General features: G+C 35.5%; 23 protein-coding genes and 1 pseudogene. 15 read left to right on the top strand and 9 right to left on the bottom strand.

Annotation, left to right across the window (positions count from 1 at the left end):
- The 6 genes and pseudogenes from CY0110_RS16530 to CY0110_RS16505 all read right to left on the bottom strand — a co-directional run.
- Positions 1 to 254 (bottom strand): annotated as a pseudogene (locus tag CY0110_RS16530) (hypothetical protein); the annotation flags it as partial.
- Between the two features lie 32 nt (positions 255 to 286).
- Positions 287 to 1,564, bottom strand: a complete 1,278-nt coding sequence (locus tag CY0110_RS16525) for a hypothetical protein (protein ID WP_008276636.1) — start codon at positions 1,562 to 1,564, stop codon at positions 287 to 289.
- A gap of 24 nt (positions 1,565 to 1,588) precedes the next feature.
- Positions 1,589 to 2,536 carry a WD40 repeat domain-containing protein gene (locus tag CY0110_RS16520; RefSeq protein ID WP_008276635.1) on the bottom strand — a complete coding sequence of 316 codons (948 nt, stop codon included), beginning with the start codon at positions 2,534 to 2,536 and terminating at the stop codon, positions 1,589 to 1,591.
- A 29-nt stretch (positions 2,537 to 2,565) separates the two neighbouring features.
- Positions 2,566 to 3,621, bottom strand: coding sequence for a HEAT repeat domain-containing protein (locus CY0110_RS28005; protein ID WP_198139190.1), 1,056 nt, complete (start codon positions 3,619 to 3,621; stop codon positions 2,566 to 2,568).
- A 201-nt stretch (positions 3,622 to 3,822) separates the two neighbouring features.
- A complete protein-coding gene (locus CY0110_RS16510; RefSeq protein ID WP_008276633.1) occupies positions 3,823 to 4,197 on the bottom strand; it encodes a DUF1257 domain-containing protein in 375 nt (124 codons plus the stop codon).
- A gap of 83 nt (positions 4,198 to 4,280) precedes the next feature.
- Positions 4,281 to 5,873, bottom strand: a complete 1,593-nt coding sequence (locus CY0110_RS16505) for an AAA family ATPase (RefSeq protein ID WP_008276632.1) — start codon at positions 5,871 to 5,873, stop codon at positions 4,281 to 4,283.
- 85 nt (positions 5,874 to 5,958) lie between these two features.
- On the opposite strand from CY0110_RS16505, the gene CY0110_RS16500 reads away from it, so the two are divergent.
- From CY0110_RS16500 to CY0110_RS16455, 10 genes are all read left to right on the top strand, one after another.
- The gene (locus tag CY0110_RS16500) at positions 5,959 to 6,177 is read left to right on the top strand and encodes a DUF2997 domain-containing protein (RefSeq protein ID WP_008276631.1); all 219 of its coding nucleotides are present in this window, start codon (positions 5,959 to 5,961) and stop codon (positions 6,175 to 6,177) included.
- Between the two features lie 8 nt (positions 6,178 to 6,185).
- Positions 6,186 to 6,710 carry a nucleotide exchange factor GrpE gene (locus tag CY0110_RS16495; protein ID WP_008276630.1) on the top strand — a complete coding sequence of 175 codons (525 nt, stop codon included), beginning with the start codon at positions 6,186 to 6,188 and terminating at the stop codon, positions 6,708 to 6,710.
- Positions 6,703 to 7,887 (top strand): pentapeptide repeat-containing protein, encoded by a 1,185-nt coding sequence (locus CY0110_RS16490; RefSeq protein WP_008276629.1) that lies wholly within the window; start codon positions 6,703 to 6,705, stop codon positions 7,885 to 7,887. The genes CY0110_RS16495 and CY0110_RS16490 overlap by 8 nt, the downstream gene beginning before the upstream one ends.
- A gap of 133 nt (positions 7,888 to 8,020) precedes the next feature.
- Positions 8,021 to 9,373, top strand: a complete 1,353-nt coding sequence (locus tag CY0110_RS16485; protein WP_008276628.1) for a hypothetical protein — start codon at positions 8,021 to 8,023, stop codon at positions 9,371 to 9,373.
- A gap of 64 nt (positions 9,374 to 9,437) precedes the next feature.
- On the top strand, positions 9,438 to 10,997 hold the full coding sequence (locus CY0110_RS16480) for an Hsp70 family protein (RefSeq protein WP_008276627.1): 1,560 nt from the start codon (positions 9,438 to 9,440) through the stop codon (positions 10,995 to 10,997).
- 41 nt (positions 10,998 to 11,038) lie between these two features.
- Entirely contained in the window at positions 11,039 to 11,944 is a 906-nt protein-coding gene (locus CY0110_RS28000) for a pentapeptide repeat-containing protein (protein WP_008276626.1), read from the top strand.
- A gap of 53 nt (positions 11,945 to 11,997) precedes the next feature.
- Entirely contained in the window at positions 11,998 to 13,278 is a 1,281-nt protein-coding gene (locus CY0110_RS16470; RefSeq protein ID WP_008276625.1) for a hypothetical protein, read from the top strand.
- A gap of 59 nt (positions 13,279 to 13,337) precedes the next feature.
- Complete coding sequence (locus tag CY0110_RS16465; RefSeq protein WP_008276624.1) at positions 13,338 to 14,195, top strand: STM4011 family radical SAM protein; 858 nt, start codon at positions 13,338 to 13,340, stop codon at positions 14,193 to 14,195.
- A gap of 89 nt (positions 14,196 to 14,284) precedes the next feature.
- The gene (locus tag CY0110_RS31415; protein ID WP_008276623.1) at positions 14,285 to 15,883 is read left to right on the top strand and encodes a calcium-binding protein; all 1,599 of its coding nucleotides are present in this window, start codon (positions 14,285 to 14,287) and stop codon (positions 15,881 to 15,883) included.
- Positions 15,884 to 16,023: 140 nt separating this feature from the next.
- Positions 16,024 to 16,251 (top strand): DUF4926 domain-containing protein, encoded by a 228-nt coding sequence (locus CY0110_RS16455; RefSeq protein ID WP_008276622.1) that lies wholly within the window; start codon positions 16,024 to 16,026, stop codon positions 16,249 to 16,251.
- Positions 16,252 to 16,369: 118 nt separating this feature from the next.
- Here the strand turns inward: CY0110_RS16455 and CY0110_RS16450 are convergent, their stop codons facing one another.
- From CY0110_RS16450 to CY0110_RS16440, 3 genes are read right to left on the bottom strand one after another with little or no spacing between them, the layout of a single operon-like run.
- Positions 16,370 to 17,650 carry a D-alanyl-D-alanine carboxypeptidase gene (locus CY0110_RS16450; RefSeq protein ID WP_008276621.1) on the bottom strand — a complete coding sequence of 427 codons (1,281 nt, stop codon included), beginning with the start codon at positions 17,648 to 17,650 and terminating at the stop codon, positions 16,370 to 16,372.
- A gap of 55 nt (positions 17,651 to 17,705) precedes the next feature.
- Positions 17,706 to 18,533: a carbohydrate ABC transporter permease gene (locus CY0110_RS16445; protein ID WP_008276620.1), complete on the bottom strand. Its 828-nt coding sequence runs from the start codon at positions 18,531 to 18,533 to the stop codon at positions 17,706 to 17,708.
- A gap of 38 nt (positions 18,534 to 18,571) precedes the next feature.
- Positions 18,572 to 19,465 (bottom strand): carbohydrate ABC transporter permease, encoded by an 894-nt coding sequence (locus CY0110_RS16440; RefSeq protein WP_008276619.1) that lies wholly within the window; start codon positions 19,463 to 19,465, stop codon positions 18,572 to 18,574.
- A gap of 145 nt (positions 19,466 to 19,610) precedes the next feature.
- On the opposite strand from CY0110_RS16440, the gene panD reads away from it, so the two are divergent.
- The 5 genes from panD (at position 19,611) to CY0110_RS16415 (ending at position 25,383) form a co-directional block, all read left to right on the top strand.
- A complete protein-coding gene (panD, locus tag CY0110_RS16435) occupies positions 19,611 to 20,066 on the top strand; it encodes an aspartate 1-decarboxylase (protein ID WP_008276618.1) in 456 nt (151 codons plus the stop codon).
- A gap of 23 nt (positions 20,067 to 20,089) precedes the next feature.
- A complete protein-coding gene (locus CY0110_RS16430; RefSeq protein ID WP_008276617.1) occupies positions 20,090 to 20,785 on the top strand; it encodes an HAD family hydrolase in 696 nt (231 codons plus the stop codon).
- A gap of 412 nt (positions 20,786 to 21,197) precedes the next feature.
- Entirely contained in the window at positions 21,198 to 22,160 is a 963-nt protein-coding gene (gene cysK / locus CY0110_RS16425) for a cysteine synthase A (RefSeq protein WP_008276616.1), read from the top strand.
- Positions 22,161 to 22,200: 40 nt separating this feature from the next.
- On the top strand, positions 22,201 to 22,899 hold the full coding sequence (locus tag CY0110_RS16420; protein ID WP_008276615.1) for a J domain-containing protein: 699 nt from the start codon (positions 22,201 to 22,203) through the stop codon (positions 22,897 to 22,899).
- Positions 22,900 to 23,088: 189 nt separating this feature from the next.
- Positions 23,089 to 25,383 carry an alkaline phosphatase D family protein gene (locus tag CY0110_RS16415; RefSeq protein WP_008276614.1) on the top strand — a complete coding sequence of 765 codons (2,295 nt, stop codon included), beginning with the start codon at positions 23,089 to 23,091 and terminating at the stop codon, positions 25,381 to 25,383.
- Positions 25,384 to 25,415 lie beyond the last annotated feature (32 nt).

Below are 25,415 nucleotides of genomic sequence, written 5' to 3'. Positions count from 1 at the left end.
CTTGTTGTTTGAGAATTTTGCAGCAGCATATTGAAATTCTCTGATGAATCTTCTAAAGTATCAATAATTAATTCAATCCCTTCATCGCCATATTTCAAAGCTTCAGTAACAGCAACAAGTTTTGCCTCAAAATTATTACTAGATAACCGTTTTTCAACGCTTTCTATTCCTCCTAAAACTACGCCATCAATAGGAGGTGGATTATTGCCACCTAATACGAGATCGTAACCTCTAGGTTTTTTGTCTTCATTCATTATTCATCCCTCCTAATTTATCCCTTTATAACCTATTCATGTAGAGTAGAATAACGATAACTATCATAAGGAGTGTTGGCTTGATTGTCAGCAATTAAATTATAAATTATTTCTGATAAAAAGCCGATTGCTTCTTCGGAGACAGCATTATTAGATATATCTAAAGTGTCAAGTTGTTCTATTTCAGGACAATTTAATAAAGGTTCTACCCCAGCATCGGTTAAAGTTCCCATTGATAAATCTAAGACAGAAAGATGTTTTAAAATAGGAGAATCAATAATAGCTTGGGCAACGAGATCGCTATCCTCACCACTTTTTAAACCTAAGTATTTTAGATTAGGAAAAGAATTATAATTCAAAATAGAACTTAAACTATCAACTTCATTTCTCCTCATTCGTCTACCCAACCAAATTTCTAAATATTCCAATTCAGGTAAGTCTAGACAACAAATTTCCTCAAGATTATAATCGCTTAAATCTGCTGTCTCAATAATTAATGTCTTAAGGCAATCATGTTTTAAACCTTCGCATTCAAAAGGATAGTCGGAAAATTTGCCGCAGACTTGTAAAACTTCTAAATTAGGATAAGCTTCTAAAATTGGTGTGATATCGAATACATCTAGATAGGATTTCCTAAACATATTATCTTCAGGATCGCCATCGCCAATAAATAAAGCTTTCAGATTAGGTAATTGCTGGGCAGCGTCACAAATAGCTTCTAAAAAAATACCAAATTCACGATTTTCATATCTGTCATTCCAATCATTAATCTGGCAAGATAAGGCTGTTATTTCTTTTGCTTGAGGAGTAGCTAATAAGGCTTTAAAGGTATCTACTTTGTAAAAGGTTTGTCTGACAACTCTTTCTCCACCGTTCCATTGTGCTACTCTACTTTCTCTAATAAAACTATCTAATCTTACAATATAAGCATTATTAATCGGATCGCTGATTCCAACTTCAGGATTATATATAACATGATTCCAATCTTTGAGAGTTGTAAAAAATAAATAGGGATCGTAATCAAATAATGCTTGCTTAGCATCTAAACTCTCTTGTTGTTTGAGAATTTTCGCAGCAGCATATTGAAATTCTTCTGATGAATCTTCTAAAGTATCAATAATTAATTCAATCCCTTTATCGCCATATTTCAAAGCTTCGGTAACAGCAGCAAGTTTTGCCTCAAAATTCTTACTAGATAACCGTTTTTCAACGCCTTCTATTCCTCCTAAAACAACCCCATCTATAGGAGGAGGATTATTACCACCCAGTACAAGATCGTATTTTGTGGGTTTTCTATTTTGCTTGTTCATAATTCATTTTTCCTGATTAATTTTTTATTGTTGTAAAATTTGCCAAACTTTAACTTTTCCTCCAACACCACCACTGGCTAAAATTGTTCCATCATTACTTAAAGCTAAGGCACAAATTGCATTATCATGGGCTTCAACAGTGTTTAATTTCTTACCCGTATTCAAATCCCACATTTTAATAAAGCGATCGCCCGCACTAATTAAAGTATTCCCATCTGGAGTAATAACTACACCACGAACTAAATCTGCATGACCATAAAATGATAATCTGGCTTCACCTGTCTCTAAATCCCAAACTTTGATTCTTTGATCGCCACCACTAACTAAAGTTTTCCCATCGGGACTTATACAAAGTGATCGCCCTACTGAAGAATGTCCAGTGATTGCACGTATTTCTCGTTTAGTTCGTAAATCCCAAATTTGAATATAGCTACTTCCACCACCCCCAAATAAAGTATTACCATCTGGACTAACAGCTAAAGCATAAATTCCATAGTTATTTCTAGTATTAGATGATAGGCTATCTAACTCTCTACCTGTTTTTAAATCCCATATTTTTATCTTTCTATTATCACTATTATCAGCCGTAATAAAATCTTTGCTATTTGGATGAATAGCTACTACATAATAATGATTACTTTGACGGCTATTATTGGGAATATGATAATTTTCTGTTCCTGTTTCTAAGTTCCATACTCTAATTGTTGAATCACTACTAACACTAATTACTTTTTGACTATCTGGACTAATTATTACACCATTGATATCAGCAGTATGACCTTCCAAAGAATAAATAGAATCCCCCGTATCAAGTTTCCACACTTGTAGAGAAATTGGTATTCTATAGCGATCATTCCCTCCACCAGCAACCAGATATTGATTATCTGGACTAATGGCAATTGAATGAATTTTATTAAGATTAATATCTACAGTATGGAGATGTTGTAACTGTACAGAAGCAAGAGAATTCATAGTAAATAATGTCCTATTTATTATTAAAATTATTCATATAAAGATTCATATAAAGCAGAATAGCGATCACTTCCCTTATCGCAACAATAATATTTTTGTCCTCCATCTTCATAAGAATATCCGTAATTTTCAGAAATATCTAAAGTATGTAGTTTTTCTATTTTGGGAAAATTTCTCAGTAAGTTAGCACCTTCGTCAGTCAAACATCCCATAGATAAATCGAGAATTAATAGGCGGTCTAAAAGAGAAGAATTAATAATTTTTTCAGCGATAATATCTGCTGGTCCTGCACTTTTTAAACCTAAGTATTTGAGATTGGGAAAAGACTTACCTAAAAATAAACTATCTAATTCATTATCTATAGAATATATTTTTATTCCCAACCAGATTTCTAAATATTCCAGCATAGGTAAATCTAAGTTACATATTTGAGTTAAATTATAATTACTTAAATCCACAGTTTCAATTATTAATGTTTTCAAGTTTTCATGTCTAAAACCTTCACATTCTAAAGGATATACAAAAAAACTCCCACTAACTTGTAATACTTCTAACTTAGGGTAAGCTTCTAGAAATGGTCTAATGTCAAATACATCAAGATAGGACTCTCTAAATTGGCGTTGTGCATCATCTCCGATAAATAATGCTTTAAGATTTGGCAATTGATCTTTTGCGTCACAAATAGCTTCTAAATACTGTCCAAATAGGTACTGACCTTCAGAACCTAATCCACAATACAAAGCCTCTATTTCACTAGCTTGTGAATCTGTTAATAAATTAGCAAACTCTTCTAAAGTAGAAAACCTCTCCAGATTAAATTCTCCTCTATCTACAAAACTAAAATATAAATAGGGATCGCATTTTAATATTGCTTCTTTTCCTCGTAAACCACCGTTTTGTTTTAATGCTTTCGCAGCAGCATTTTGAACAAATCTAGATGAATCTTCTAGAGTATTGATAATTACATCAATCCCTTCATCACCATATTTTAAAGCTTCTCTAACAGCAGCAATCCTAGCATTAACATCACTACTTTCTAAACGCTTTTTAACTCCTTCTATTCCTCCCAATACCAAACCATCCACAGGAGGCGAATTATTGCCACCCAATACGAGATCATATTCTTGAGGTTTTCTGTTTTTATCCATCATTTTAAATTGATAATTTGCGTACTTGACTTATTGTTCAACTATTATACCGATACATATTTACATTTCCCCACCACTTGCTAATGATTAAGGAAAAAACTAAATTGTCTCAATATTACGCTGGCGATCGCTATTTGTCTAAACCCATTTTCCTACAACCACCCTAACTGTACCGTCTTCTAAAACTTCCTCTTCTTCAATATCAAAACCTTGCTCATTTACTGAATTCATTAAGGTTTTATGAGCATACTTTTGGTTAATGCTATTTACAAATTCTTTCTGGTTAATCTTTGCACCCCAAAAGTCGGATATTATTTCGTAGATATCGCCACTGCGACGAAAACCGAGATCGTAACCATTATTTTGTCTAATTACATATTCAGCTTGGGTAGTATTTCCTTGATAACCTCTGACTGTAGTATTGCACTCGACTTGATAGCCTAATTCTTGCAAAACTTCCTGTAAGATTTCGCTGTTTTTAATTTGAATTTTGATAGTAGTAAAGTGAGACATAATTTTGAATGATGAATGATAAGTTTGTAGATTTTCCCCCTAAATCCCCCAATGCTGGGGGATTTAGGGGGCTATCCATAATTTTAATCGACTTCTAAAGGACTAATCGTTTGTTGTAAGTTGTATTCCTTCAACTCTTGTACCAATTCAACATTATCCGAAGCTGTACGCGCCCCTGCTTCGGCTGCCCATTGTTTTAAGTCTTCAATTTGTTGATGGGCGATCGCAGCTAATGGTACTGTTTCATGAATGCCCTGTAAAATATCTTCCGTGGTAAAATCTCTTCTTTCCCCAAACCCCCGATACATTCCGTCGACAACTACCTGTTCAATTTCCGCACCGCTAAAGTTATTAGCAGCAGCAGCAAGTTTAGTTAAGTTGAAATCTCTCAAGCGACTAGGGCGCAACCGTTGAATATGAACTTTAAAGATTTCTTCTCTTTCTTTAGCTGTGGGTAAGTTGAGAAAAAATATCTCGTCAAAACGCCCTTTGCGTAACAACTCCGCAGGGAGAATTTTAACGTTGTTAGCAGTAGCGACAATAAACACAGGACTGGTTTTTTCCTGCATCCATGTGATTAAGGAACCGAATACCCGACGAGATGTACCAGAATCACCATCCACACCGCTACTAATATTACCAAACGCCTTATCAATCTCATCGATCCATAATACACAAGGAGCGATCGCTTCGGCTATTTGGATCATCTGTCTGACTCGGCTTTCACTTTCCCCGACAATACCCCCAAATAACCGCCCCGTATCCAACCGTAATAGGGGTAAACGCCATTCATGGGCAATGGTTTTTGCTGAGAGAGATTTACCCGTACCTTGGATACCTGCGAGTAAGACACCCTTGGGGTTGGGGATACCATAACTTCTAGCTTCTTCGGTAAAAGCATCCTGACGAATCTTTACCCACTGTTTGAGATTTTCTAACCCACCGACATTTTTAAGAGACTCTGAGGTAGTAAAAAATTCTAAAATACCCGTCTGACGAATGGTTTGTTTTTTCTCTTCGAGTACCCCATCGATATCCGCTTCGTTTACCTGCTGTTTGGCTGCTAAGGCTTTAGCTAATACCCTTTGAATTCTCGCCCGACTCAATCCCTGACAGGCTTTTACCAGTTGTTCTCGCGCCAAACCCAATACTTTAAGCTTTTCTGGTACAACTAACTGAGTAATTAGGTAATCGATTTCTTTGGCATCGGGTAAAGGAAAATCAATGACGGTAACTTCTTCGGCAAATTCTTCGGGTATTTCCAACGTATGACTGGTAAGAATCAATGTCTTACGACTGCGTTTTAATTCCTTGGTTAAATTCTTAATTTCCCGAATTACAGGGGCATTGCGATCGCTTTGAGGATTCTTTAGGATAAAATGCAAGTCTCGCAAGACAAAGATCGTATTATCGTTACTATCTGCTTTCGCCACTTTCCCCAAAGCAGCCATTACCGAACCCTTATCCCCACCGTTACTATCCCATCCCCGTACAATATCCCAAGTAGTAATCTTGCGTTGAGGTTGAGATAAATTCGTAACTAAATTAAGCACTTCATCAATAGGTTCTTCTTCGACAGAAACAATATATAGAAGGGGATAACGCGCCCTTAGCATTAAATCTAATTCTCGAACTACATTATGATGGGGTTTTTGGGAATTATAATCTTGTACCATTGTTAATTGACTCAATTGCGATCGCTTTTTTTATCTCTTCTTTATCATTCCCTAATTCATCATTCAACACTCATTTTTTAACAACATGGCTGAATATCAAAAAATCGAATACCGTATCGGAAAAGACGGCAAAATTACCGAAACAGTAATTAATGCTTCGGGAGAAAGCTGTACTGAAACCACTGCACCCTTAGAAGATGCTTTAGGAACAGTAGAATCACAAGAATTGTTACCCGAATACTATCAAGGGGAAGAAAATATTACTAATTCTGAAACTCAATATTTAGATAATCAGGAGTCATAATCAAAATTATGAATTACTTGTTATTAGCTATATTTTTTGTAGCGATCGCCTTTGCTATGTTATATTTTTTCTTAGATCGCCACTTTCAAAATAAATCGGCCGATCTTATTAAAGCAAAAGATGAAGAAATAGCTGAATTACAACAACAATGCGCTAGATTAAGAGTCGAATTAGATGAGCGATCGCAACAAACAACCAAAGATTTAAAACAAGAGTTTTTCACTAAGTTGCAAACCCTTTTAGCTAATTATCCTTCTGCTATAAAAATGGCACAACACAAACCAGATTTGCCAGCTAAAAACTTAGTCGCCTTATTTACTCCTCTAGGTAATTTACTATCAGATTGGGGCTATGAAACCATTGGCGAACCTTGGCAAGAAGTAGAATACAATCCTCAACTTCATCAAGCAGATTCCGATGATATTAAAGAAGGTGATACTGTTTATATTCGCTTTATTGGCTATCGCTTTGACGATAATATTGTATGTCCTAGTAAAGTAAGTCGCACATTACCAGTTAAGAAAGATGAGTGATGAATTGAATGAAGAAAAACAACCTAAAGAATACGATTTAGTTTTAGGTGGGAATAATCCACCTCCTACTGATGGTTTAGTTTTAGGTGGTATTGAAGGTTTAAAACTACAATTTAATAATGCTAATTCCGAAGAAAAGAAAATAGCTATATTACAAAAAGCTCTTGCTTATGGCGAAACGGGAGAAGCTTGGTTACTCGATCTTATTGCTACAGAAAATGATAAAATTCAATGGCTGGCTGCTGTTTTACTTTCAAACACTAAAAATAAGATTTACAAGGAACTATTACTAGAATATTTTGCTGATTTTATCCCTAAGAATGTAGATAGTTGGAATGAATATAAACAAACATTGCCTAATTTTGAAATTAATTTATCAGCAATTAATATAGGATACAACAAAGAATTACATCAAGTAGATTTTAGTAAAGTTAATCTAAAGAAAGCTAATTTAAGTAACTTATTATTATACGAGATTAATTTTTTTCAAACAAACTTAAGTCAAATAAATTTGAAGAATACCACCGTTGTCAGTTCAAATATAAAACAATCAAATTTAGAAAATGCTAATTTGACTAAAGCACTATTTTATGGAGCAGAATTAGATGAAGTTAATTTAAGTAATGCTATTTTTGTGGATACTGATTTTTGCAATAATGCTTGCATTCAAAATATGCTTATTGATCACAGCTATTCTTTTTCTAACACCTCATTTTCAGATATAATCTTTAAAAATGTAACTTTTAAAAATGTAAATCTTCAAAATATTTATTTTTATGGTTCATCTTTTGAAAATGTTGTTTTTGATAACTGTAATTTAATAAGTGCTGATTTCCGTATTGATTGTATCGCTAATTTAATTTTTAAAGACTCTAATTTAGAAAACATTAGATTGATGTTATCTAATCTTAAAGGAGTTAAATTCGATTGTGTTAACTTAAGGGGGGCAGATTTTAGATGGTCGGATTTGACAGGAGTAAATTTTACTGGTTTGGATGTGAGAGGTGCAAATTTTACTCGCTGTACTTTTGGTAATAATAATCTCGATAAAGCAAATACTAAAGGAGCAAAATTTAGCAGTATTAACAGTCCTAGGTTTCCTCCTAATTTAAAAACTTCTAATTTAAAAGGTGCGTTATTTGACGACCAGCATTATTATGAGCCAGGATATGAATAATAAATTGACGAATTTAAAAATCGATCGCACTTGATACTTTTTTTGTTTGTTGCAACTTTCATTTATATTTGGGAATAATAAGTAAGCATTGCTTATATCTCAATGTGTAAATTGTAAATAAATTACTGTAAAGATGAATGATCAATCGAAGCAACCACAACCATCCGATCTTGTTCTAGGTGGTAATAATCCATCTCCTACTGATGGTTTAGTATTAGGTGGTATTGAAGGAGTCAAAAAACGTTTAGCAAGTGATGATGTTAAGGTAAGAATTGCTGCATTATCTGATGCTATTAAATATGGTGATGAAGGTTTAGATTTAGTAATTAAGGCTTTAGAAGATGAATCAGATCGAGTAAGAATAAATGCTTATCTAATATTACGATCTAGAAAAGAACCTAGAGTAAAAGATGCAATACTAAATTTTAATCCCTATCGCTTTTTTGAATGTATTTATGACGTGAAAATACCAGATAGAACTGGTGGTTTTATTATTTTTAATCAAACAAAGCTATTATATTGCGTTTCTGATTTTGAGTTTGTCTCAGGAGAAAATGTGATTAGATATGTAGAATGGAATTTAAGTCAATCGCAAATAACAAAGTTACCAGAACTAGAATTATTATCAGAACAATACTTTATTTCAAATGTTCCTGATCGTATTGCTTCTTTATATATACACCCAGAAACTAACACTTTAATTGTTACTGGTACGCCAAAAGATAATTTTTGCTGCAATCAAATTGAAATAATCGATTTATCTACTGGAATTAGCAGAAAAGAAGTTGATACTTTGTATGATGATTCAAAAATCGACTATGTAAGTAAAAAGCAAATTATTCGTACCTTATATGGACATTCCAACTTTGGAACAGTGAGAGTTAATACTGCTATTAGTAAAGATCGAAAAATCTTAGCTACTAGCAGTCAAACCATGATTGAACCAAATCAAAAAGATAATTCAATAATACTCTGGGATTTAAAAACAGGTAAAAAGCTACACATATTGAAAGGAAATACTAAAAAAGTTACTTCTCTAGCAATTGATAATGATAGTAGTATTTTAGCTACAGCTAGTGAAGATGGAACAATTCAAGAATGGGATATCAAAACTGGAGAAAATATTGTTTGTACTAAGAGTGATTATAATATTGTGACTAATAGTAGCTTGCCGAATAATAATGGTCTAATACAATTAAAAGCTAGTGATCCTTCAGATTTCTTTAGTGTTAATTCAGATGGAAGTATTCTAGCTTGTGCAAAATACGAGCCATATCCACAATATATAAACGAGATAAAAATCTTTAACACTAAAACAGAGCGACATTTAGCTACTTTAAACCACGAGAAAATATGTGGAATTGCAATAAGTCCAGATGGTAATACTATTGTTACCAAAGGAGTTGATATAATAACAACCCGCAGCGGAAATTTGACCCTTCATAACACTATACCTAATCTAAAACTCTGGCAAGTTAAATTATAATCTTTCATCGCTTTAGGGAACAATAAGATTAAAGTTTGATCATTCCTAACTTATCCTTTCCCCAATGACTATTATCGCAATCGACTTTGGCACAAGTAATACCGTAGTTAGTATTATAGACCCGACACAAAGCAGCACACTATTAGATTATCGGAATTCTCGTTATTACTATAGTATACACGGAAAAACTAAACGATCGCTGTACGCTACTCTCGTTTTTATCAAAGAAGCTAACCAATTAATGTTAGGAGAAAAAGTCCGAGGACAGCGTTTAGGACTAGCTCAACCCGAGCGCTTATTCAAAGCCTTTAAACGGGATTTAGCAGCCGATTTTCAAGCACCACCAAAACAATTAGATAATCAAAGCTATACAGCAAAATTAGTATCCGAACTATTTATTAAACAAATATGGCAACAGATCAAACAACAAAATATAGAGCCATCAAAAGTTATTTTTAGTGTTCCTATTGGTGCATTTGAAAGATATCTAGATTGGTTTCGAGACTTAGGTAATAGCTTAGAAACAGAAGTACAATTAATCGATGAATCTACTGCTGCTGCTTTAGGCTATGCTATTCAAAAACCTGGTTCTTTAGTATTAACCTTAGATTTTGGTGGCGGTACGCTCGATTTAAGTTTGGTTCGTACTGTCTTTAATGCTTCAGAAACCGAGACTTTAAAAGCAGAAGTAATTGCTAAATCTGATGCTTATGTGGGAGGAGAAGATATCGATACCTGGATAGTGGAAGATTATTTACGTTCTATTAATACATCAAGAGAATCAGTCGGTAAAATTGGCTGGCAAAATTTATTAGAAATAGCAGAAAAGCTAAAAATTCGTCTTTCTAAAGAGGAAAAAGCGAAAGAAAGCTGGTTTGATGATGAAAACTTTATGTCTTATGACTTAGAATTAGACCGAGATAAACTAGAAGAAATATTAGAACAACAGCAATTATTAGAACAGTTACGCAATGCTTTAGATGAAATAGTTGCGATCGCCTTAGGTAAAGGTATTAATAAAGGCGATATCGAACAGGTTCTATTAGTAGGTGGTAGCTCATTAATTCCTGCAGTACAGCAATTAGTTATTTCTTATTTTGGCAAGAAAAAAGTTAGGTTAGATAAACCTTTTGAAGCTGTTTGTCATGGTGCATTAGCTTTAAGTCAAATTACTGAAATAGACGATTATCTACGTCACAGTTACGCTATTCGTCTCTGGGAACCTCAAACTAAAAGTTATACTTACGTTAATATCTTCGATGCTGGTATTAAATATCCCTGTACTACCGATAAACCTTTAACCCTTCAAGTTGCGACAGAAGGACAAACAGAAATCCGTCTCGATATTGGGGAAGTAGCGCAAGTATCGCAAGCTGAGGTTAGTTTTGATACCGAAGGAAGAATGACAAGTGGTGAGTTACGCTCCTCAAACCAGTATAGCTCTTTAGAAGGCGATCGCAATTCTATTTGTCTAGCGCATCTCGATCCCCCTGGAGAAGTGGGAATAGATCGCATTGCGGTTGATTTTGCTGTCGATAACAATCGGGTACTTTTAGCAACGGTAAAGGATTTATTAACGGGAAGGGTATTAGTGGAAAGAGGAGTGATTGCTAATTTAAAATAAAAAATTGGGAATAATAAATTATCAATGATGAGGAATACATTATGAGTCAGGAAAAGCAACCCAGAGAATATGATTTGGTATTAGGGGGGAATAATCCGCCTCCTGTTGATGGTTTGGTATTGGGTGGTATTGAGGGAGTTAAACGTCGTTTAGCTAGCGATAAGGAAGAAGTTGTAATTGCTGCGATTAAAGATGCAATTAATTATGGAAAAGAGGGAGAAAATTTATTATTTGAAATTATTGAAACTAGATCGGGTAATGTACTTTGGGAAACATTTAATTTACTTTGGAATACATTTATCTCGGCAAGACAAAAAGAATTACTAAAATATTTACCGTATTTGCTTAAAGATAGCGTCTACAGATGGGAAAAATGGCGATCTGAAAATCCTAACTTACAAATTGATTTTCAAGGAGTGGATTTTAGCCAAGCAGATTTTACTGGAATTGAATTGGAAGGGTTAAATTTTAGTGAAGCTAATCTTGAAGAAGCGAATTTTGAAGAAGCAAAATTAAAAAATATAAATTTCTCAAAAGCTAATCTTAAAAATGCAAATTTTTCTAATGCAAAACTCCAGAATATAGATTTTAGTGAGGCAAATTTATATGAAGTAAAATTTAATGGCTCGGATTTATACAAAATAGATTTTAGAGACAAAAATCTTACAGGTGGAGATTTTTCTGGTGCAGATTTTTGGAATGTAAATCTAGATAATGCCAACTTAACTGATACTAATTTTTCTGATGCTAATCTTAAAGTGATAAATCTCAAAAATGCTAATTTAACTAATGCCGATCTAAGTGTAGCTAATCTCGCTCATGCCAAATTAGAAGGAGCTATTTTAGATGGGGCTAATCTTGAAGGTGCTGCTATAAGAGGTACTGTACTTTGCGATTACGATCCCTATCATGAAGGAGATAGCTATTATGAAGGTAGCTGGGAATAAAAAATAAAATGCGATCGCTTATAAAATAAATACAATCAGATGGGTAATGAAAGATGAATGAAAAAAATCAACCTAAAAAGTACGATTTAGTTTTAGGTGGAAATAATCCACCTCCTGTTAATGGTTTAGTATTGGGAGGAATAACAGGAGTTAAAAGACGATTAGAGAGCAATAATATTGAGGTAATTAAATCTGCGTTAAGTGATGCGATCGCTTATAAAGATGAAGGATTAGATTTAGTTATTCATGCTTTATCTAATCCTTCTCAAGAAACAAGAAAACACGCTGTTAATATTCTCAGAAATCATAAAACAGTAAAAGCAGAACAAGCATTATTAAATTACGATCTAAGTTCTCTTTTTGTTCAATTTAGCGACTGGAATTTGAAAGATTTTAATTTAGAATTTTATTTAGACGATCCTGTTGACACTTCATATAGAATCGATTTAAGACAATTTAATAATATTATTTCTGAACTCGAAATAATAGAACCTCAAGGAAGCAAAATTGAGGCTTTATATTGTCCAATGTGGTCAGATTGGTATGATTATGATAGAGGAGAATCCTTATCTTACAAAGAATGTGTCAATTTATTACTAGATGCACATGAACAATTACCAAATCTTAAAGCCTTATTTTTAGCTGATGAGACTTCAGATGGTTATGCTTTGGGTTCTCGAAGTGACTATAAAAGATATAAAATTTGGATGGATGAAATTAGACCTCTTTTAGAAGCTTATCCCAAATTAGAGCTTTTACAACTTCAATGTCATGGTGGATTAGATTTTAGTCATATACAACACAACTGTTTAAAAAGTTTAATTGTTGAAGCTAGAAGTTTAAGCGATTATGTTTTGAAAAATATTATGCTTCTTGATTTGCCAGAATTAGAATATTTAGAATTATGGTTAGGAAAAAATCGTGATTATAGAAGGAAAAAATATCGTGGAAGAAGAAACGATATTGAATTTTTAAATGATTTATTGATGCCACTATTATTTGAAGATCATTTTCCTAATCTAAAATATTTAGGCTTATGTAGTTGTGAATGGGCTGATGATCTGATTGATTTTCTTAAAAATTCACCAATAATAAAACGTTTAAGAATGCTTAATCTTTCTAGAGGTACTTTAACAGATAAAGGTGCAGAAATATTACTAAATTGTCCTGCTATTAATAATCTTCATACGCTTAATGTTTCCATGAATTTATTATCTCCAGAAATGGTGAATAAATTATCGCAACTTAATTGTAATGTTATTGCCGAACCACAAGACATATATTATTACAATGAAAATTACGGAACAGATCGTTATTTGGCTTTATATGAATAATTTTGCCATCATTCATAATTCATCATTATTTATTGTTCATCATTCATCCTTTCCTCATAATGCACTTATCAATTCTCTATCGCGGATCACTAATTAGTTGTAACTATGGTTGTCAATATTGTCCCTTTGCCAAAAAACAACAGTCAGCCATAGAATTAGCTAAAGACAAACAGGAATTAACTAAATTTATTAATTGGATAGAGCAAAATCAACAACATGATTTTTCTATTTTATTTACTCCTTGGGGAGAAGCCTTAATACATGATTGGTATCAACAAGCATTAATTAGACTAACCAACTTACCTAATGTAAAAAAAGCAGCAATTCAAACTAACTTATCTTGCAAACTAGATTGGGTAGAAGACTGTGATAAAAATAAACTAGCACTGTGGGCAACCTTTCATCCAGAATGGGTAAAACGCGATCGCTACTTGTCTCAATGTCTAGAGTTGTATCGCCGTCAAGTATCCTTTAGTGCAGGGGTTGTTGGTTTTCCTCAGTTTAAATCAGAAATTGCAACTTTGCGCCAAGAACTACCAGATGATGTTTATCTGTGGATTAATGCGGTAAAAAAAGAATTACCTAACATGAGTAAAGCTGACTTAGAATTTTTTGAAGCGATCGATCCTTTGTTTCCTCTCAACACCCATCATTATCCTTCTCGCGATCGCTCTTGTAAAGCAGGTAAATCTGTTATTTCTGTAGATGGCGATGGAAATATGCGTCGCTGTCATTTTATCAAACAACCCATTGGTAATATCTATCATTCCAACTGGGAAAGTGTTTTAGGCGATCGTCTTTGCACGAATGAAACCTGTCACTGTCATATTGGTTACGTTCACTTAGATTATTTAGAATTAGACAAAGTATTCGGAGAGAGAATTTTAGAGAGAATACCTGTTAGGAATGAGGAATAAAGTGCAAAACTTTTTCCAAAGTCCCCCCATTTTGCCTGAAGGTGATTATTATGATAAGAATCTAATCTTTCTCAGGGCAGTTTATCCGTATGCTATTAATTAACGAAGACTCCGATGTGGATAGCTTATTACCTTCAGGACTAGAAGAAGAGCCAATTCTTCCCCCTGATGAGCCAACCAGCTTACCTACCATTATAGGAACTGAAGGCAATGATACTATTCCTGGTACGATTTTTGATGAGATCATTTATGGTCGAGGGGGTAATGATACTATCTACAGTAATGGTGGTGTTGACGAAATTTATGGAGAAGAAGGGAATGATGTCATTTACACCCAATTCGGATATGCTAATGGCGGTTCAGGTATTGATACTTTAGTTGCAGATTACACTAATTATCATACAGGTATCCAACTAACCCATAGAAGTTTTGTTAGTGACATTGTAACTCGCTCAGGCGCAGTTGAAGTTCTCACAGGTCTTAATTTTGAACGTTTCAACATTACGGGTACACAGTTCGATGACATTTTAAACGGGAGAGGAGATACTGATATTATTAATGGCGGTGCTGGTAACGATATCATTTCTAATGGTAGTTATCTTGATCCTGTACCCAATGGTGGTGGTTACGATATTCTCGATGGTGGAATAGGTTACGATCGCCTCAGCTTATATTTTGCATTTGTAAACACTGATGTAACCTTAAATCTTACTGTACAAAACTTTCAACTCCAAAGCAATACAACAGCCCAAGTCAGAAATTTTGAGGAATTAGATACCATTTGGTTAGGAAGTGGTAATGATACGATCATCGCCAATGGTGCCAATACATCAGGAGTCATTAAAAACATTAGAACAGGGGCTGGAAATGATACGATTAAGCTCTTTTTCACCAATAATATCTTTGATCGAGAGGTAGATGGTGAATCGGGCAATAATACTCTCATCCTAGATTATAGTAACGCGACTCATGGCAATTTTGTCAATGGCTCAGGCATTAATATGCCTAATAATTCATCAGTTATCCAGACGCTTTCGGGTAGTCAAATCATTCTCAGATATAACAATATTGCACAGTTTAATGTGATTGGTACGAGCTTTAATGATAATCTCTTCGGTAAATCAGGTAATGACACTTTGGCAGGTGGTGCAGGGAATGATACCCTCAATGGTGCTGCTGGCAATGATATCCTTACTGGTGATGCTGGTAATGATATCCTTAATGGCGGTACTGGTAATGATATCCTTAATGGCGGTGCTGGTAATGATACCCTTACTGGTGGTGCTGGTAACGACAACTTGATCTTTGGTGGTTTTTCTGGCTTTGGCGATGTCGGTATCGATACCATAACTGATTTTACCAAAGGTAGCGATCGCCTTCTTTTATCTCAAAAAACGTTTAATCAATTAACTAGAAATGGCGATTTAACCCTTAAGGCTCATGAATTTGCCACAATTAATAGTTCTAGCTCCGTTGAGGCGAGTTTAGCTGGTAGTAGCAATGCTTTGATTGTTTATAATACAACAACAGGCAACCTTTTTTATAACGCTGATGGTGCGATCGCTGGCTTAGGGAGTGGAGGTCAATTTGCTACCTTGAGCAATAAAACACTGTTAGATAGTAGTGATTTCGCGATCGCCATGTTTGTGACCACCGGAGGACCCTTACCTGCTACTCCTGTAGGCTAAACTGACATCTTGCACCAGTGCATCCGACTTTTTTTTTGCTTAAAAATCTTGTAGGGTCGGCAATGCCCACCCTACTTTTTAGCTAAAAGTTTTATTTTGACATAATAATATAGTGTGATCTCGAAACTTAAATAACACTAATGACATTTCCTCTATTTTCTCAAGTCCAATTAACTGAAGATATTCCTGAGTTTAATCTTAAAAAAGGTTCTATTGGGGTAATTGTTGAACATTATCCCATGTTTCAAGGAGAAGATGGCTACAGTGTAGAAGGTTTAATTACTCAAGATATCGTAGAAGTTGCTGAGTCTCAAATCAAATTAATTAAGGTTAAACAAACACAAGAAACAGCAACATTTTTTAATTGATTTTTAATTGATGATTAATGTTAGTTTTTATATCTATCGGTATTTTATCAGCTATTTGGAAACAGGCAAAATTAGGATATACAGTTCTTTAATAGGGTGGGCAATGCCCACCTTAAACTCAACTTTCTTTGGTTAAATTTCGTTTCGGATCGCCTAATTTGACGGATTCGGTGGCTTTTACAGGAGAAACCACCGGGGTTAAGTCCCAATGGGTTGCTAACCTTTGTAAGAAGCGATCCTGTTCAACCCGAAAGCGATCAACATTCGATCCATGATTAATAATGGCAAACCATACTGGACCCCGTTCTTTGGTAGGGATCACGCCAGCTAAAGCACTAACTTGGGCTAAGGTCCCTGTTTTCACAGCAACGCCATCGGGAAGATTTCGCCATTGAACGGTTCCTGTGGTATCACGTCCCCCCATAGGAAACAAGTCAGCCACACTCAAGGGATTATCTTTTAATTTTTCTTCCATCGCTATTAACATTCCCACTGAAGCGCGAGGAGAAATTCTATTTTCTACCCCTAACCCTGATCCATTGATTAACTGGACTTCTTGGGGATCAACTTTAGCTGCTTTGGCTGCCATTTCTGAGACAACAGCAGCCCCACCCACAGACTCGGCGATCATCTCGGACATGACATTATTACTATATATATTCATTTGTTTGAGCAATTCGGCCATGGTTAACGATTGATGGGTGAGTAAGGTTTGTGCTGTCTCAGGCACATTCTTTTCAACTTTAACCGTTCCTTTGATGGTAATTTCAGGTTTAGGGGTATTGGGGGGTAAGTTTTGATATTGTTGTTTAATAAGAGGTGTCCAACGATTAGAATTAAGGGCTAATTGTAATAATTGTCCGGACGTTTGGGAATCAGATTTAAAATTCATGGCAAAATTATCAACAATAATTAAGTTGCCAGTTACTTCTTTTATTCCCAGTTCATTAAGTTCGTTACCCACTGCGATCGCTTCTTCCCAAACAAATAAGGGATCACCGCTTCCTTTGACAATTAAATCTCCTTTTAAAACGCCATTTTCTATGGTTCCAACGGTTAAAAATTCTGTCTCAAAACGATGTTCGGTTCCCCAGGTTTCCAATGCAGCTAAAGAGGTTGCAATTTTTGTTAAAGAGGCGGCCGATAACGGGGTTTTCGCTTGATGATTTCCTAAATAAGCCCAGTCTGATTGCAGCCAAATGCCTTGTTTATCGGCAGAAAACCCTAAAGAAGCTAAATTTTTCAGATAATCAGCAATAATCGATTCTACGACGGGATCAGATTGGGTGGGAACATCAAACACTTTTGCCTCTTGCCAAGCAACCACAGGAACTACCTCAATAGATGGGGGCGTTTTTCCTAATAAACTTCCTAATGTTAAAGCCAACAAATCTAACATTTTTAAACCTCCTCACATAGTCCATTTTAATACATCTTTTATACAGCAGTTTATTTTACCCTTTCACGGCTCCTGCGGTTAATCCCTCGACAATTCTTCTCTGGAAGAATAAGACTAATAAAACAAGGGGAAAAGTTCCTAAAACTGTGGCTGCTGCAATGGGACCATAGGGAATTTCAAAGATAGTTGCACCTCCTATCTGAGCCGTGGCCACGGGAATGGTTTTCATGGTTTCACGGGTAATAAAAGTGAGGGCAAAAATGTATTCATTCCAGGCAAAAATAAAGGTTAAAATTCCGGTTGTCACTAAGGCTGGAAGGGTCATCGGTAATAATATTTGTAGCAACATGGGAATCATTTTATAACCATCAATTCTGGCTGCATCTTCTAAATCTTTAGGTAGTTGTTCAAAGAAACTACGCATCACTAAAATAGTTAGAGGTAAATTAATTCCTGTGTAGGGAATAATTAAAGCTAAATAATTATTACCCAGTCCAAACAATTTGATTACTTCTAATAACCCTAAAAATAGTAAGACATAAGGAAATAAAGAAATAATCAAAACTAAGCCTAAAATGATATTTTTTCCTGGAATGTTTATTCGGGCTAATACGTAAGCAGCAGGAGAACCAACCACTAAACAAATGAAGGTAGAAACAATAGAAACTAAGGCACTATTAAAAATATAAAGTCCAAAGGGTCGTCTCCGAAACAATTCAATATAATGTTCAAAGGTTATAGTTTTAGGAATATAGACATTAGGAATTGCTGAAATGGCTTCATTGGTTTTGATAGAAGTTAAAATTTGCCAAATGATAGGAGTGATAAAGAAGATAATTACCAAAAAAACACAGAGATAAAGAATAATTTTTTTGTTATTCATAATTAATTTTCTTAAACGTTAATACTATTTTAGAGTATTTAAAATAAGCTTCCTTGTCCGCTTTTTCTCACTTGGTTTAATAAGAAAGCGATTAAAGCAACAGCAGCAATTAATAATAAAAATGTAATCACAACTAAGGCTGCACCATAACCAAAGTCTAAGTATCTCATGACTGTAGAATAAATATAAATAGAAACGGTTTCCGTTGCCCCGGCTGGTCCCCCTCCTGTCATCACTTGAACTAAGTCAAAAATACCGAAAGCTTGGGCAAATCTGAACAATAAAGCGATTAAAACTTGGGGCATAACTAAGGGTAACGTAATTTGATAAAAACTCTGCCAAGGGTTAGCCCCATCCAGGGAATGAGCCTCATATAAATCTTTAGGAATTGATTGTAACCCGGCTAATAAAATAATGCTAATAAAAGGGGTTGTTTTCCAAACATCAGCCACAATTAAAGCTATCATTGCTAAAGTGGGATCACCTAACCAATTAATTTCTGTATTAATGATTCCTAAACGTTGTAAAATATCATTAACTACCCCATATTGATCGTTAAAAATCCAAGCCCACGCTAACCCCATAATCGCAGTAGGTAACGCCCAAGGAATCATAGAAATAGTCCTAACTGCACCTCTACAAAAAAAGGCTTGGTTTAATACTAAAGCCACTATCATTCCTAACACTAATTCTAGAAAAACACTAACTCCTGTAAATACCCAAGTATTCCACATTGATTGCCAAAAACGACCATCTCCTGCCATACGAAGATAGTTAGTAAAGCCTGAAAAAACGGGTTGTAATTGAGTTCCTAAATTTTCTGTAAATAAACTTAACCAAAAAGCGCGTCCAATGGGATAAGCAAACACAAAAGCAAGTACAGCTAAAGCCGGAATTAACATAAACCAAGCTGTCTTATTTTCTTCCCTCATTCATCTTAATTTGACTGACAACAGTTGCATCTTAGCTGAATAGCTCAATTTTGACCAGGGTTATCTTAAATAATGAATAGTTAACAATTAATAATTAAGAGCAAAATGTGTCAGGATAGAAATAGAATTAGTTTAATCAACGTATATGGGAACCATTAAGTTAATGCACGCTAAGTTACATCGAGTGCAAGTGACTGAGGCAAATATTGATTATGTCGGTAGTATTACAATCGATCCGATTTTACTGGATAAAGTAGGGATGTTGCCCCTCGAAGAAGTTGATATTGTTAACTTAAATAATGGTAATCGATTTTCTACCTATGTTATCCCAGGAGAAGCAGGAAAAGGGGAAATCTGTCCCAATGGTGGGGCTGCTTTATTATGTCAACCAGGGGATTTATTAATTATTTATGCTTATGAAAATTGCGATCGCCAGGAAGTATTACAAAGGGGTCATACAGCAAGGGTTATCGTTGCTGATGAACATAACAAAATCCAAGACTTCCTCATTCAAACCTTAGTTCCCTGTGAAGATGGTAAAAAAGTGGAATTTAATAATACTTCTATGATTGATACTATACTAGAAAGCAGTCAGACTTAATTGATATGAGTGATAACAATGAGATGTTAAAAGCAGTTATTTTTGATTTTAATGGGGTTATTATTAATGATGAAGATATTCATCAAGAATTGATCAATGAAATTTTATTAGGAGAAAATTTACGTCCCGATGCTGAGGAATATCAAGATTTGTGTTTAGGAAGAAGCGATCGCGCTTGTTTATTAGATATTTTATCTCGTCGAGGAAGAATGGTATCTGATGAGTATTTGGATAATTTAATTGAAGCCAAAACTACCGCTTATCGTCAAAAAATTGAGGCTTTAAAAGAACTCCCTATTTATCCTGAATTAAAAGATTTTTTAACCCATTTACAACAGCATAATTTACGAATTGGATTAGTAACAGGAACGGTTCTATCTGAAGTTAAATTTATTTTAGAAAAAGCAGAAATCTTAAACTATTTTGAGGTAATTGTTGGCGGTGATGAAATTCCCAGAAGTAAACCAGAACCCGACGGTTATTTATTAGCAGTTCAAAGGTTTAATGAATTAGATAATAACTTACAATTAACCCCTGAAAGTTGTTTAGTGATTGAAGATACACCAGCAGGGATTGAAGCAGCAAAACAAGCTAAAATGCAAGTGGTAGGGATTGCTAATACTTATCCTTATCATTTTATGCAGCGACTGTCTAATTGGGCGATCGATTATTTTTCTGATTTAGATATAGAAAGAGTCGAAAAAAGTTTGACCTCATAATTAACTAAAATGGCGAACCCATTGACGAAAATCTCGCAGGGTTTTGGTCTTACTATCTCTTAAACTTTGTTGAACAAAGGGTAGTACTTGTGATAATTCTAACTAAGGAAATGCTAAACTATATTCAGACTTTTGATAATCTTGACTGTCATTACAACTAAAAGTTATTTATTTTTTTTGCAACTATCGCTTGTCTCAAACTGGCTTTGTGATCTACAGAGGTTCATCTAGCGACGAAAATTATGCGCGTATTTGCCAAAGATACTAGCCGAAAACAATAACTCAAAGCAAAATGACTGAATTGAAAATCCCTATGACAACAAAAATGAAGAAACCCTAAAAAATAGTGATAACTACTAAATGAGAGACTACAACCAAAGAATAAGTCATTAAGTATACTAAGACAAGATTTATGAAAATTGCTCACAATGTATCTGAGTTAATTGGCCGCACTCCTCTAGTCCAATTAAATCGTATTCCTCAAGCAGAAGATTGTAAAGCGCAAATTGTCGTTAAATTAGAAGGAATGAACCCAGCAGCATCGGTAAAAGATCGTATTGGGGTTAATATGATTAATTCAGCCGAACGAGACGGGTTAATCATTCCAGGAAAAACCCTGTTAGTTGAACCGACTTCTGGTAACACGGGTATTGCTCTGGCAATGGTAGCAGCAGCCAAAGGATATAAATTAATTTTGACCATGCCCGAAACCATGAGCCAAGAACGTCGAGCCATGTTGAAAGCGTATGGGGCGCAATTAGAATTAACCCCCGGTAGCGAAGGGATGAGTGGTTGTATTCGTCGCGCTCAAGAATTGGTAGAAACCCTGCCCAATGCTTATATGTTGCAACAATTTAATAACCCCGCTAACCCCGAAATTCACCGTTTAACCACCGCCGAAGAAATTTGGGAAGATACGGATGGACAAGTTGACATTTTAATTGCTGGTGTGGGAACTGGCGGTACCATTACCGGTGTCGCAGAGGTGATTAAACAACGAAAAGCCAGTTTTCAAGCGATCGCTGTTGAACCCACTAGCAGCCCCATTTTATCGGGAGGAAAGCCAGGAGGACACAAAATACAAGGCATTGGTGCTGGTTTTATCCCTGAAGTCTTAAAAGTTGAATTAATTGATGAGGTGGTAACAGTAACCGATGATGAGGCCATGACCTACGGACGACGGTTGGCCAAAGAAGAAGGGTTACTGTCCGGTATTTCTACAGGGGCTGCTTTATGTGCTGCCATTAAAGTTGGCCAACGGCCTGAAAATATCGGTAAACTGATCGTAATGGTTCAACCCAGTTTTGGAGAACGTTACTTAAGTACCCCTCTTTTCCAAAATGTCGAACCCCCTCAACTGGCCATGATTAATTAAGCAAAGGGTTGGTTGCTGTTCTCTGATCTTCTAGACTGTCATGACATCTACGAATCATTATCACATCCTCGAAGTTAGTCACACTGCAACTCAAAGGGAAATAAAACAGGCGTATCGTCGTTTAGCCAAGCGTTTTCACCCAGACAGTCGCCAGGAAACTGCTAATCATGAACAGATTATCCGTATTAATGCAGCTTATGAGATATTGGGAGACCCCCAAAGACGACAAAGCTACGATCAACAGTTAATCCCTAATTATCCTTCGGCCAGACGACAACAGAGGACAGCCCAAGCCCATTCTTATTATCAAAGTCGTCGCGCAACTGAAGAGGTTTCTATCGGGTTAATTGATGAATGGTTAAAGAAGGTTTATCGTCCCATTGATCGCTTAGTTTCGAGTATTTTGAACCGCTTAAATGAGCAAATTGATGAATTAGCTGCTGACCCGTTTGATGATGAATTAATGGCAGTTTTTCAAGATTATGTGCGCTGTTCTCGCCATGATTTGCAACAAGCAAAACGCATTTTTTCTTCTCAACCCAATCCCCCGAAATTGGCTAAAATAGCAGCCATTGTTTACTATTGTTTGAATCATCTTGCTGATGGCATTGAAGAGTTAGAATGGTTTTCTTGCAATTATGATGATTCTCATCTACATACGGGTCAAGAGTTATTTAGAATGTCTCATCGCTTATTAAATGAAGTGCATAGGAATGTAGAGATAATTGTTAATCGTTAGGTCTATATTATTAAGTTTTTTGATAAAAACTTTATTTTCTTTCTATGGGATTCTATCCACAATTACGTTTAAACCAATAGCCCGATAGTTATTAATTGTGGATCTCTAAAGTCAGAAATAATTTGTTATTATGGCTAATAAGCTAAAAACTGTTACTAATTTACTTTAATTTTAAAATACTTTGCAACATTGAATCTATCACAATCAGTTTTTGAATATTTACCAAAGCTCAAAAACCTACCTTTGATTTTAGCCGGTCCACTTTTACGTCGCACAGAACGAGACAGGGTTGTAGTGTGGCTGGCCTTAAAAGAACCGAGAACTATTGAGTTGGAAATATATGAAACAAAAAAACAGGGTTCCGTCATTGGGAGACCCCTATTTACAGGAAAGAGTAAAACGATCGCTTTAGGTAAAAACCTTCACATAGCTACTATCACTGCCCAAACGAAAGGAGAGAAACCGCTACAACCTGGAGAGATTTATGCCTACAATATTTATGTTAAGGGAGATGAAACGACTGCTTACCCTACAGCGCGCTACAATCTAATCGATGATATCCAAGTTAGTAATTATAGCCTGAGTTACTTTCCTCATCAGTTACCGACCTTTGCTTTATCACCAGACAACTTAAATCAACTTAAAATAGTTCATGGTTCTTGCCGTAAACCTCATGGCGGGGGCAAAGATACTTTATCTTGTTTAGATAATATCATTCAAAACTCCGCCCATTTGGCCAGTGAAAGACCCCATCAGCTATTTCTTACAGGCGACCAAATCTATGGCGATGACGTAGCCGATCCGATGTTGTGGTTAGCACAGGGAGTCAATGAGTTACTTTTGGGTTGGTCAGAAGCGTTACCGCTAATGCAAGGCACAATCTTATCTACTGCCTTACCGCCAGGTCAACGCAGTAACATGGCTCGAATAGAGGGTGGTTTGACAGCAATGGTTAAGAACAAGCCAGAAAAAGCTAAAAGTCATTTATTTAGTTTCGGTGAATATGCAGCAGTCTACTTACTAGCATGGTCGCCTATTTTAATGCCTGATCGCTTACCCCCTGGGAACCGTTTGTTTAACAATGGGAAACAAGCCAAAAAATGGGAGCAAGAAATTGAGCATACAAATAGTTTTATCAATGATTTAGCAGAGGTGAGAAGAGCTTTAGCCAATGTTCCTATCTATACAATTTGTGATGACCACGATATCAGCGATGATTGGTATCTCAATCGTGAATGGTGCGATCGCGTTTTGGGAAAACCTTTAGGCAAAAGAATCGTACAAAATGGCTTATTAGCTTATGCTTTGTTTCAAGCTTGGGGAAATACACCAGAACAGTTTGAGTCGGGGACTTCGGGAGAAAAATTATTAAAAACGGCTTCGAGATGGCTAATGTCTCAAGGGAAAGATACCTTAGCTAAGGCAGAATGCGATCGCTATCTAGGAATTCCAGAGACTGAGCAAACGACACGATTGCCTAAGCTGGAAAAAGACGAAGATGTTTTGATCTTGTCACGAGACAGTCAGGCTATTCCTTGGCACTATAGCATTAGCAGCGATAAACACGAAGTTATTGTTGTTGATACTCGTACTTGGCGTGGTTATCCCCCTGGAGAGAATAATGGACTTCAACCACCAATGCTACTTTGTCCAAAGGCGTTTAAACAGCAATTACAAGTTCCTTTAGCACAGATTAAGCCGGAAATTGAAGCGACGATTGTTGTTTTACCAACTAATTTAGTCACTTTAGGCATTATTGATCGCATTCAGCAGCTTAAATTCAATCGCGCTCATGTTTTTAGTAACGATGTGGGGGATTCATGGAACTTTCATCAAGAAGCCTTTGCTCAATTATTACTTGCGCTTTGTCAAGAGCGAAAGCGCGTTATTATTCTTTCAGGAGATATTCACTATAGTTGTGCTGTCCGTCTAACTCATTGGTTTCACGACTCTTTGGAAACGTCTGTTTTAGTTCAGTTAACCTCAAGCGCAATTAAAAATTCAGAATTAGCAACACGCTTAGCACATACTAAAATTAAATCCTTATTTCCTGAAAAAACTGAACGGTTTTTCGGATGGAACCAACCTTTTAAACTGCAAAAAATAACTCAATCAGACTATTTAGACTACCAAAAGCTTCTTCCAGATTGGCAATACCGCATTCAATGGTGTCAACGACAACCCTCACAATCATTAGCTTGGCGAAAAGTCCCTAGACATTCACCAGACCAGTCGACTAACCTAGTGTCAAAACTTATAACCTATTTCTTGTTTTGGATATGGCGCAATCGCTGGTTGCAAGAAGGTTTAGAAGTGGTTGGGCGAAATAATCTGAGCTTGGTAAAATTTCACTGGTCAACCACCAAAGCTGTCATCCAAGAAACCTATTGGTATCCTCCTTGGAAAAATACCATAACAGTCAAAAGCAGTTATGAAATTTCTTTAGAGCTAGATTCTCTACCACCTTTATCAAATACAAAGTAATTTTAGAGACTGTTCGTAGATATTTGAGCTAT

Source organism: Crocosphaera chwakensis CCY0110, assembly GCF_000169335.1.
GTDB lineage: Bacteria > Cyanobacteriota > Cyanobacteriia > Cyanobacteriales > Microcystaceae > Crocosphaera > Crocosphaera chwakensis.
The sequence above is the reverse complement of the archived record's forward strand: the minus strand, read 5'-3'. Positions and strand labels throughout refer to the sequence as shown.

Coding starts and splice junctions, on each gene's coding strand:
- CY0110_RS16470 (WP_008276625.1), top strand. CDS start 11,998: ATGAATGAAAAAAATCAACCTAAAAAGTACGATTTAGTTTTAGGTGGA.
- CY0110_RS16495 (WP_008276630.1), top strand. CDS start 6,186: ATGAATTACTTGTTATTAGCTATATTTTTTGTAGCGATCGCCTTTGCT.
- panD (WP_008276618.1), top strand. CDS start 19,611: ATGGGAACCATTAAGTTAATGCACGCTAAGTTACATCGAGTGCAAGTG.
- cysK (WP_008276616.1), top strand. CDS start 21,198: ATGAAAATTGCTCACAATGTATCTGAGTTAATTGGCCGCACTCCTCTA.
- CY0110_RS16480 (WP_008276627.1), top strand. CDS start 9,438: ATGACTATTATCGCAATCGACTTTGGCACAAGTAATACCGTAGTTAGT.
- CY0110_RS31415 (WP_008276623.1), top strand. CDS start 14,285: ATGCTATTAATTAACGAAGACTCCGATGTGGATAGCTTATTACCTTCA.
- CY0110_RS16430 (WP_008276617.1), top strand. CDS start 20,090: ATGTTAAAAGCAGTTATTTTTGATTTTAATGGGGTTATTATTAATGAT.
- CY0110_RS16465 (WP_008276624.1), top strand. CDS start 13,338: ATGCACTTATCAATTCTCTATCGCGGATCACTAATTAGTTGTAACTAT.
- CY0110_RS16420 (WP_008276615.1), top strand. CDS start 22,201: ATGACATCTACGAATCATTATCACATCCTCGAAGTTAGTCACACTGCA.
- CY0110_RS28000 (WP_008276626.1), top strand. CDS start 11,039: ATGAGTCAGGAAAAGCAACCCAGAGAATATGATTTGGTATTAGGGGGG.
- CY0110_RS16490 (WP_008276629.1), top strand. CDS start 6,703: ATGAGTGATGAATTGAATGAAGAAAAACAACCTAAAGAATACGATTTA.
- CY0110_RS16485 (WP_008276628.1), top strand. CDS start 8,021: ATGAATGATCAATCGAAGCAACCACAACCATCCGATCTTGTTCTAGGT.
- CY0110_RS16445 (WP_008276620.1), bottom strand. CDS start 18,533: ATGAATAACAAAAAAATTATTCTTTATCTCTGTGTTTTTTTGGTAATT.
- CY0110_RS16455 (WP_008276622.1), top strand. CDS start 16,024: ATGACATTTCCTCTATTTTCTCAAGTCCAATTAACTGAAGATATTCCT.
- CY0110_RS16505 (WP_008276632.1), bottom strand. CDS start 5,873: ATGGTACAAGATTATAATTCCCAAAAACCCCATCATAATGTAGTTCGA.
- CY0110_RS16450 (WP_008276621.1), bottom strand. CDS start 17,650: ATGTTAGATTTGTTGGCTTTAACATTAGGAAGTTTATTAGGAAAAACG.
- CY0110_RS16510 (WP_008276633.1), bottom strand. CDS start 4,197: ATGTCTCACTTTACTACTATCAAAATTCAAATTAAAAACAGCGAAATC.
- CY0110_RS16500 (WP_008276631.1), top strand. CDS start 5,959: ATGGCTGAATATCAAAAAATCGAATACCGTATCGGAAAAGACGGCAAA.
- CY0110_RS16525 (WP_008276636.1), bottom strand. CDS start 1,564: ATGAACAAGCAAAATAGAAAACCCACAAAATACGATCTTGTACTGGGT.
- CY0110_RS16520 (WP_008276635.1), bottom strand. CDS start 2,536: ATGAATTCTCTTGCTTCTGTACAGTTACAACATCTCCATACTGTAGAT.
- CY0110_RS16440 (WP_008276619.1), bottom strand. CDS start 19,465: ATGAGGGAAGAAAATAAGACAGCTTGGTTTATGTTAATTCCGGCTTTA.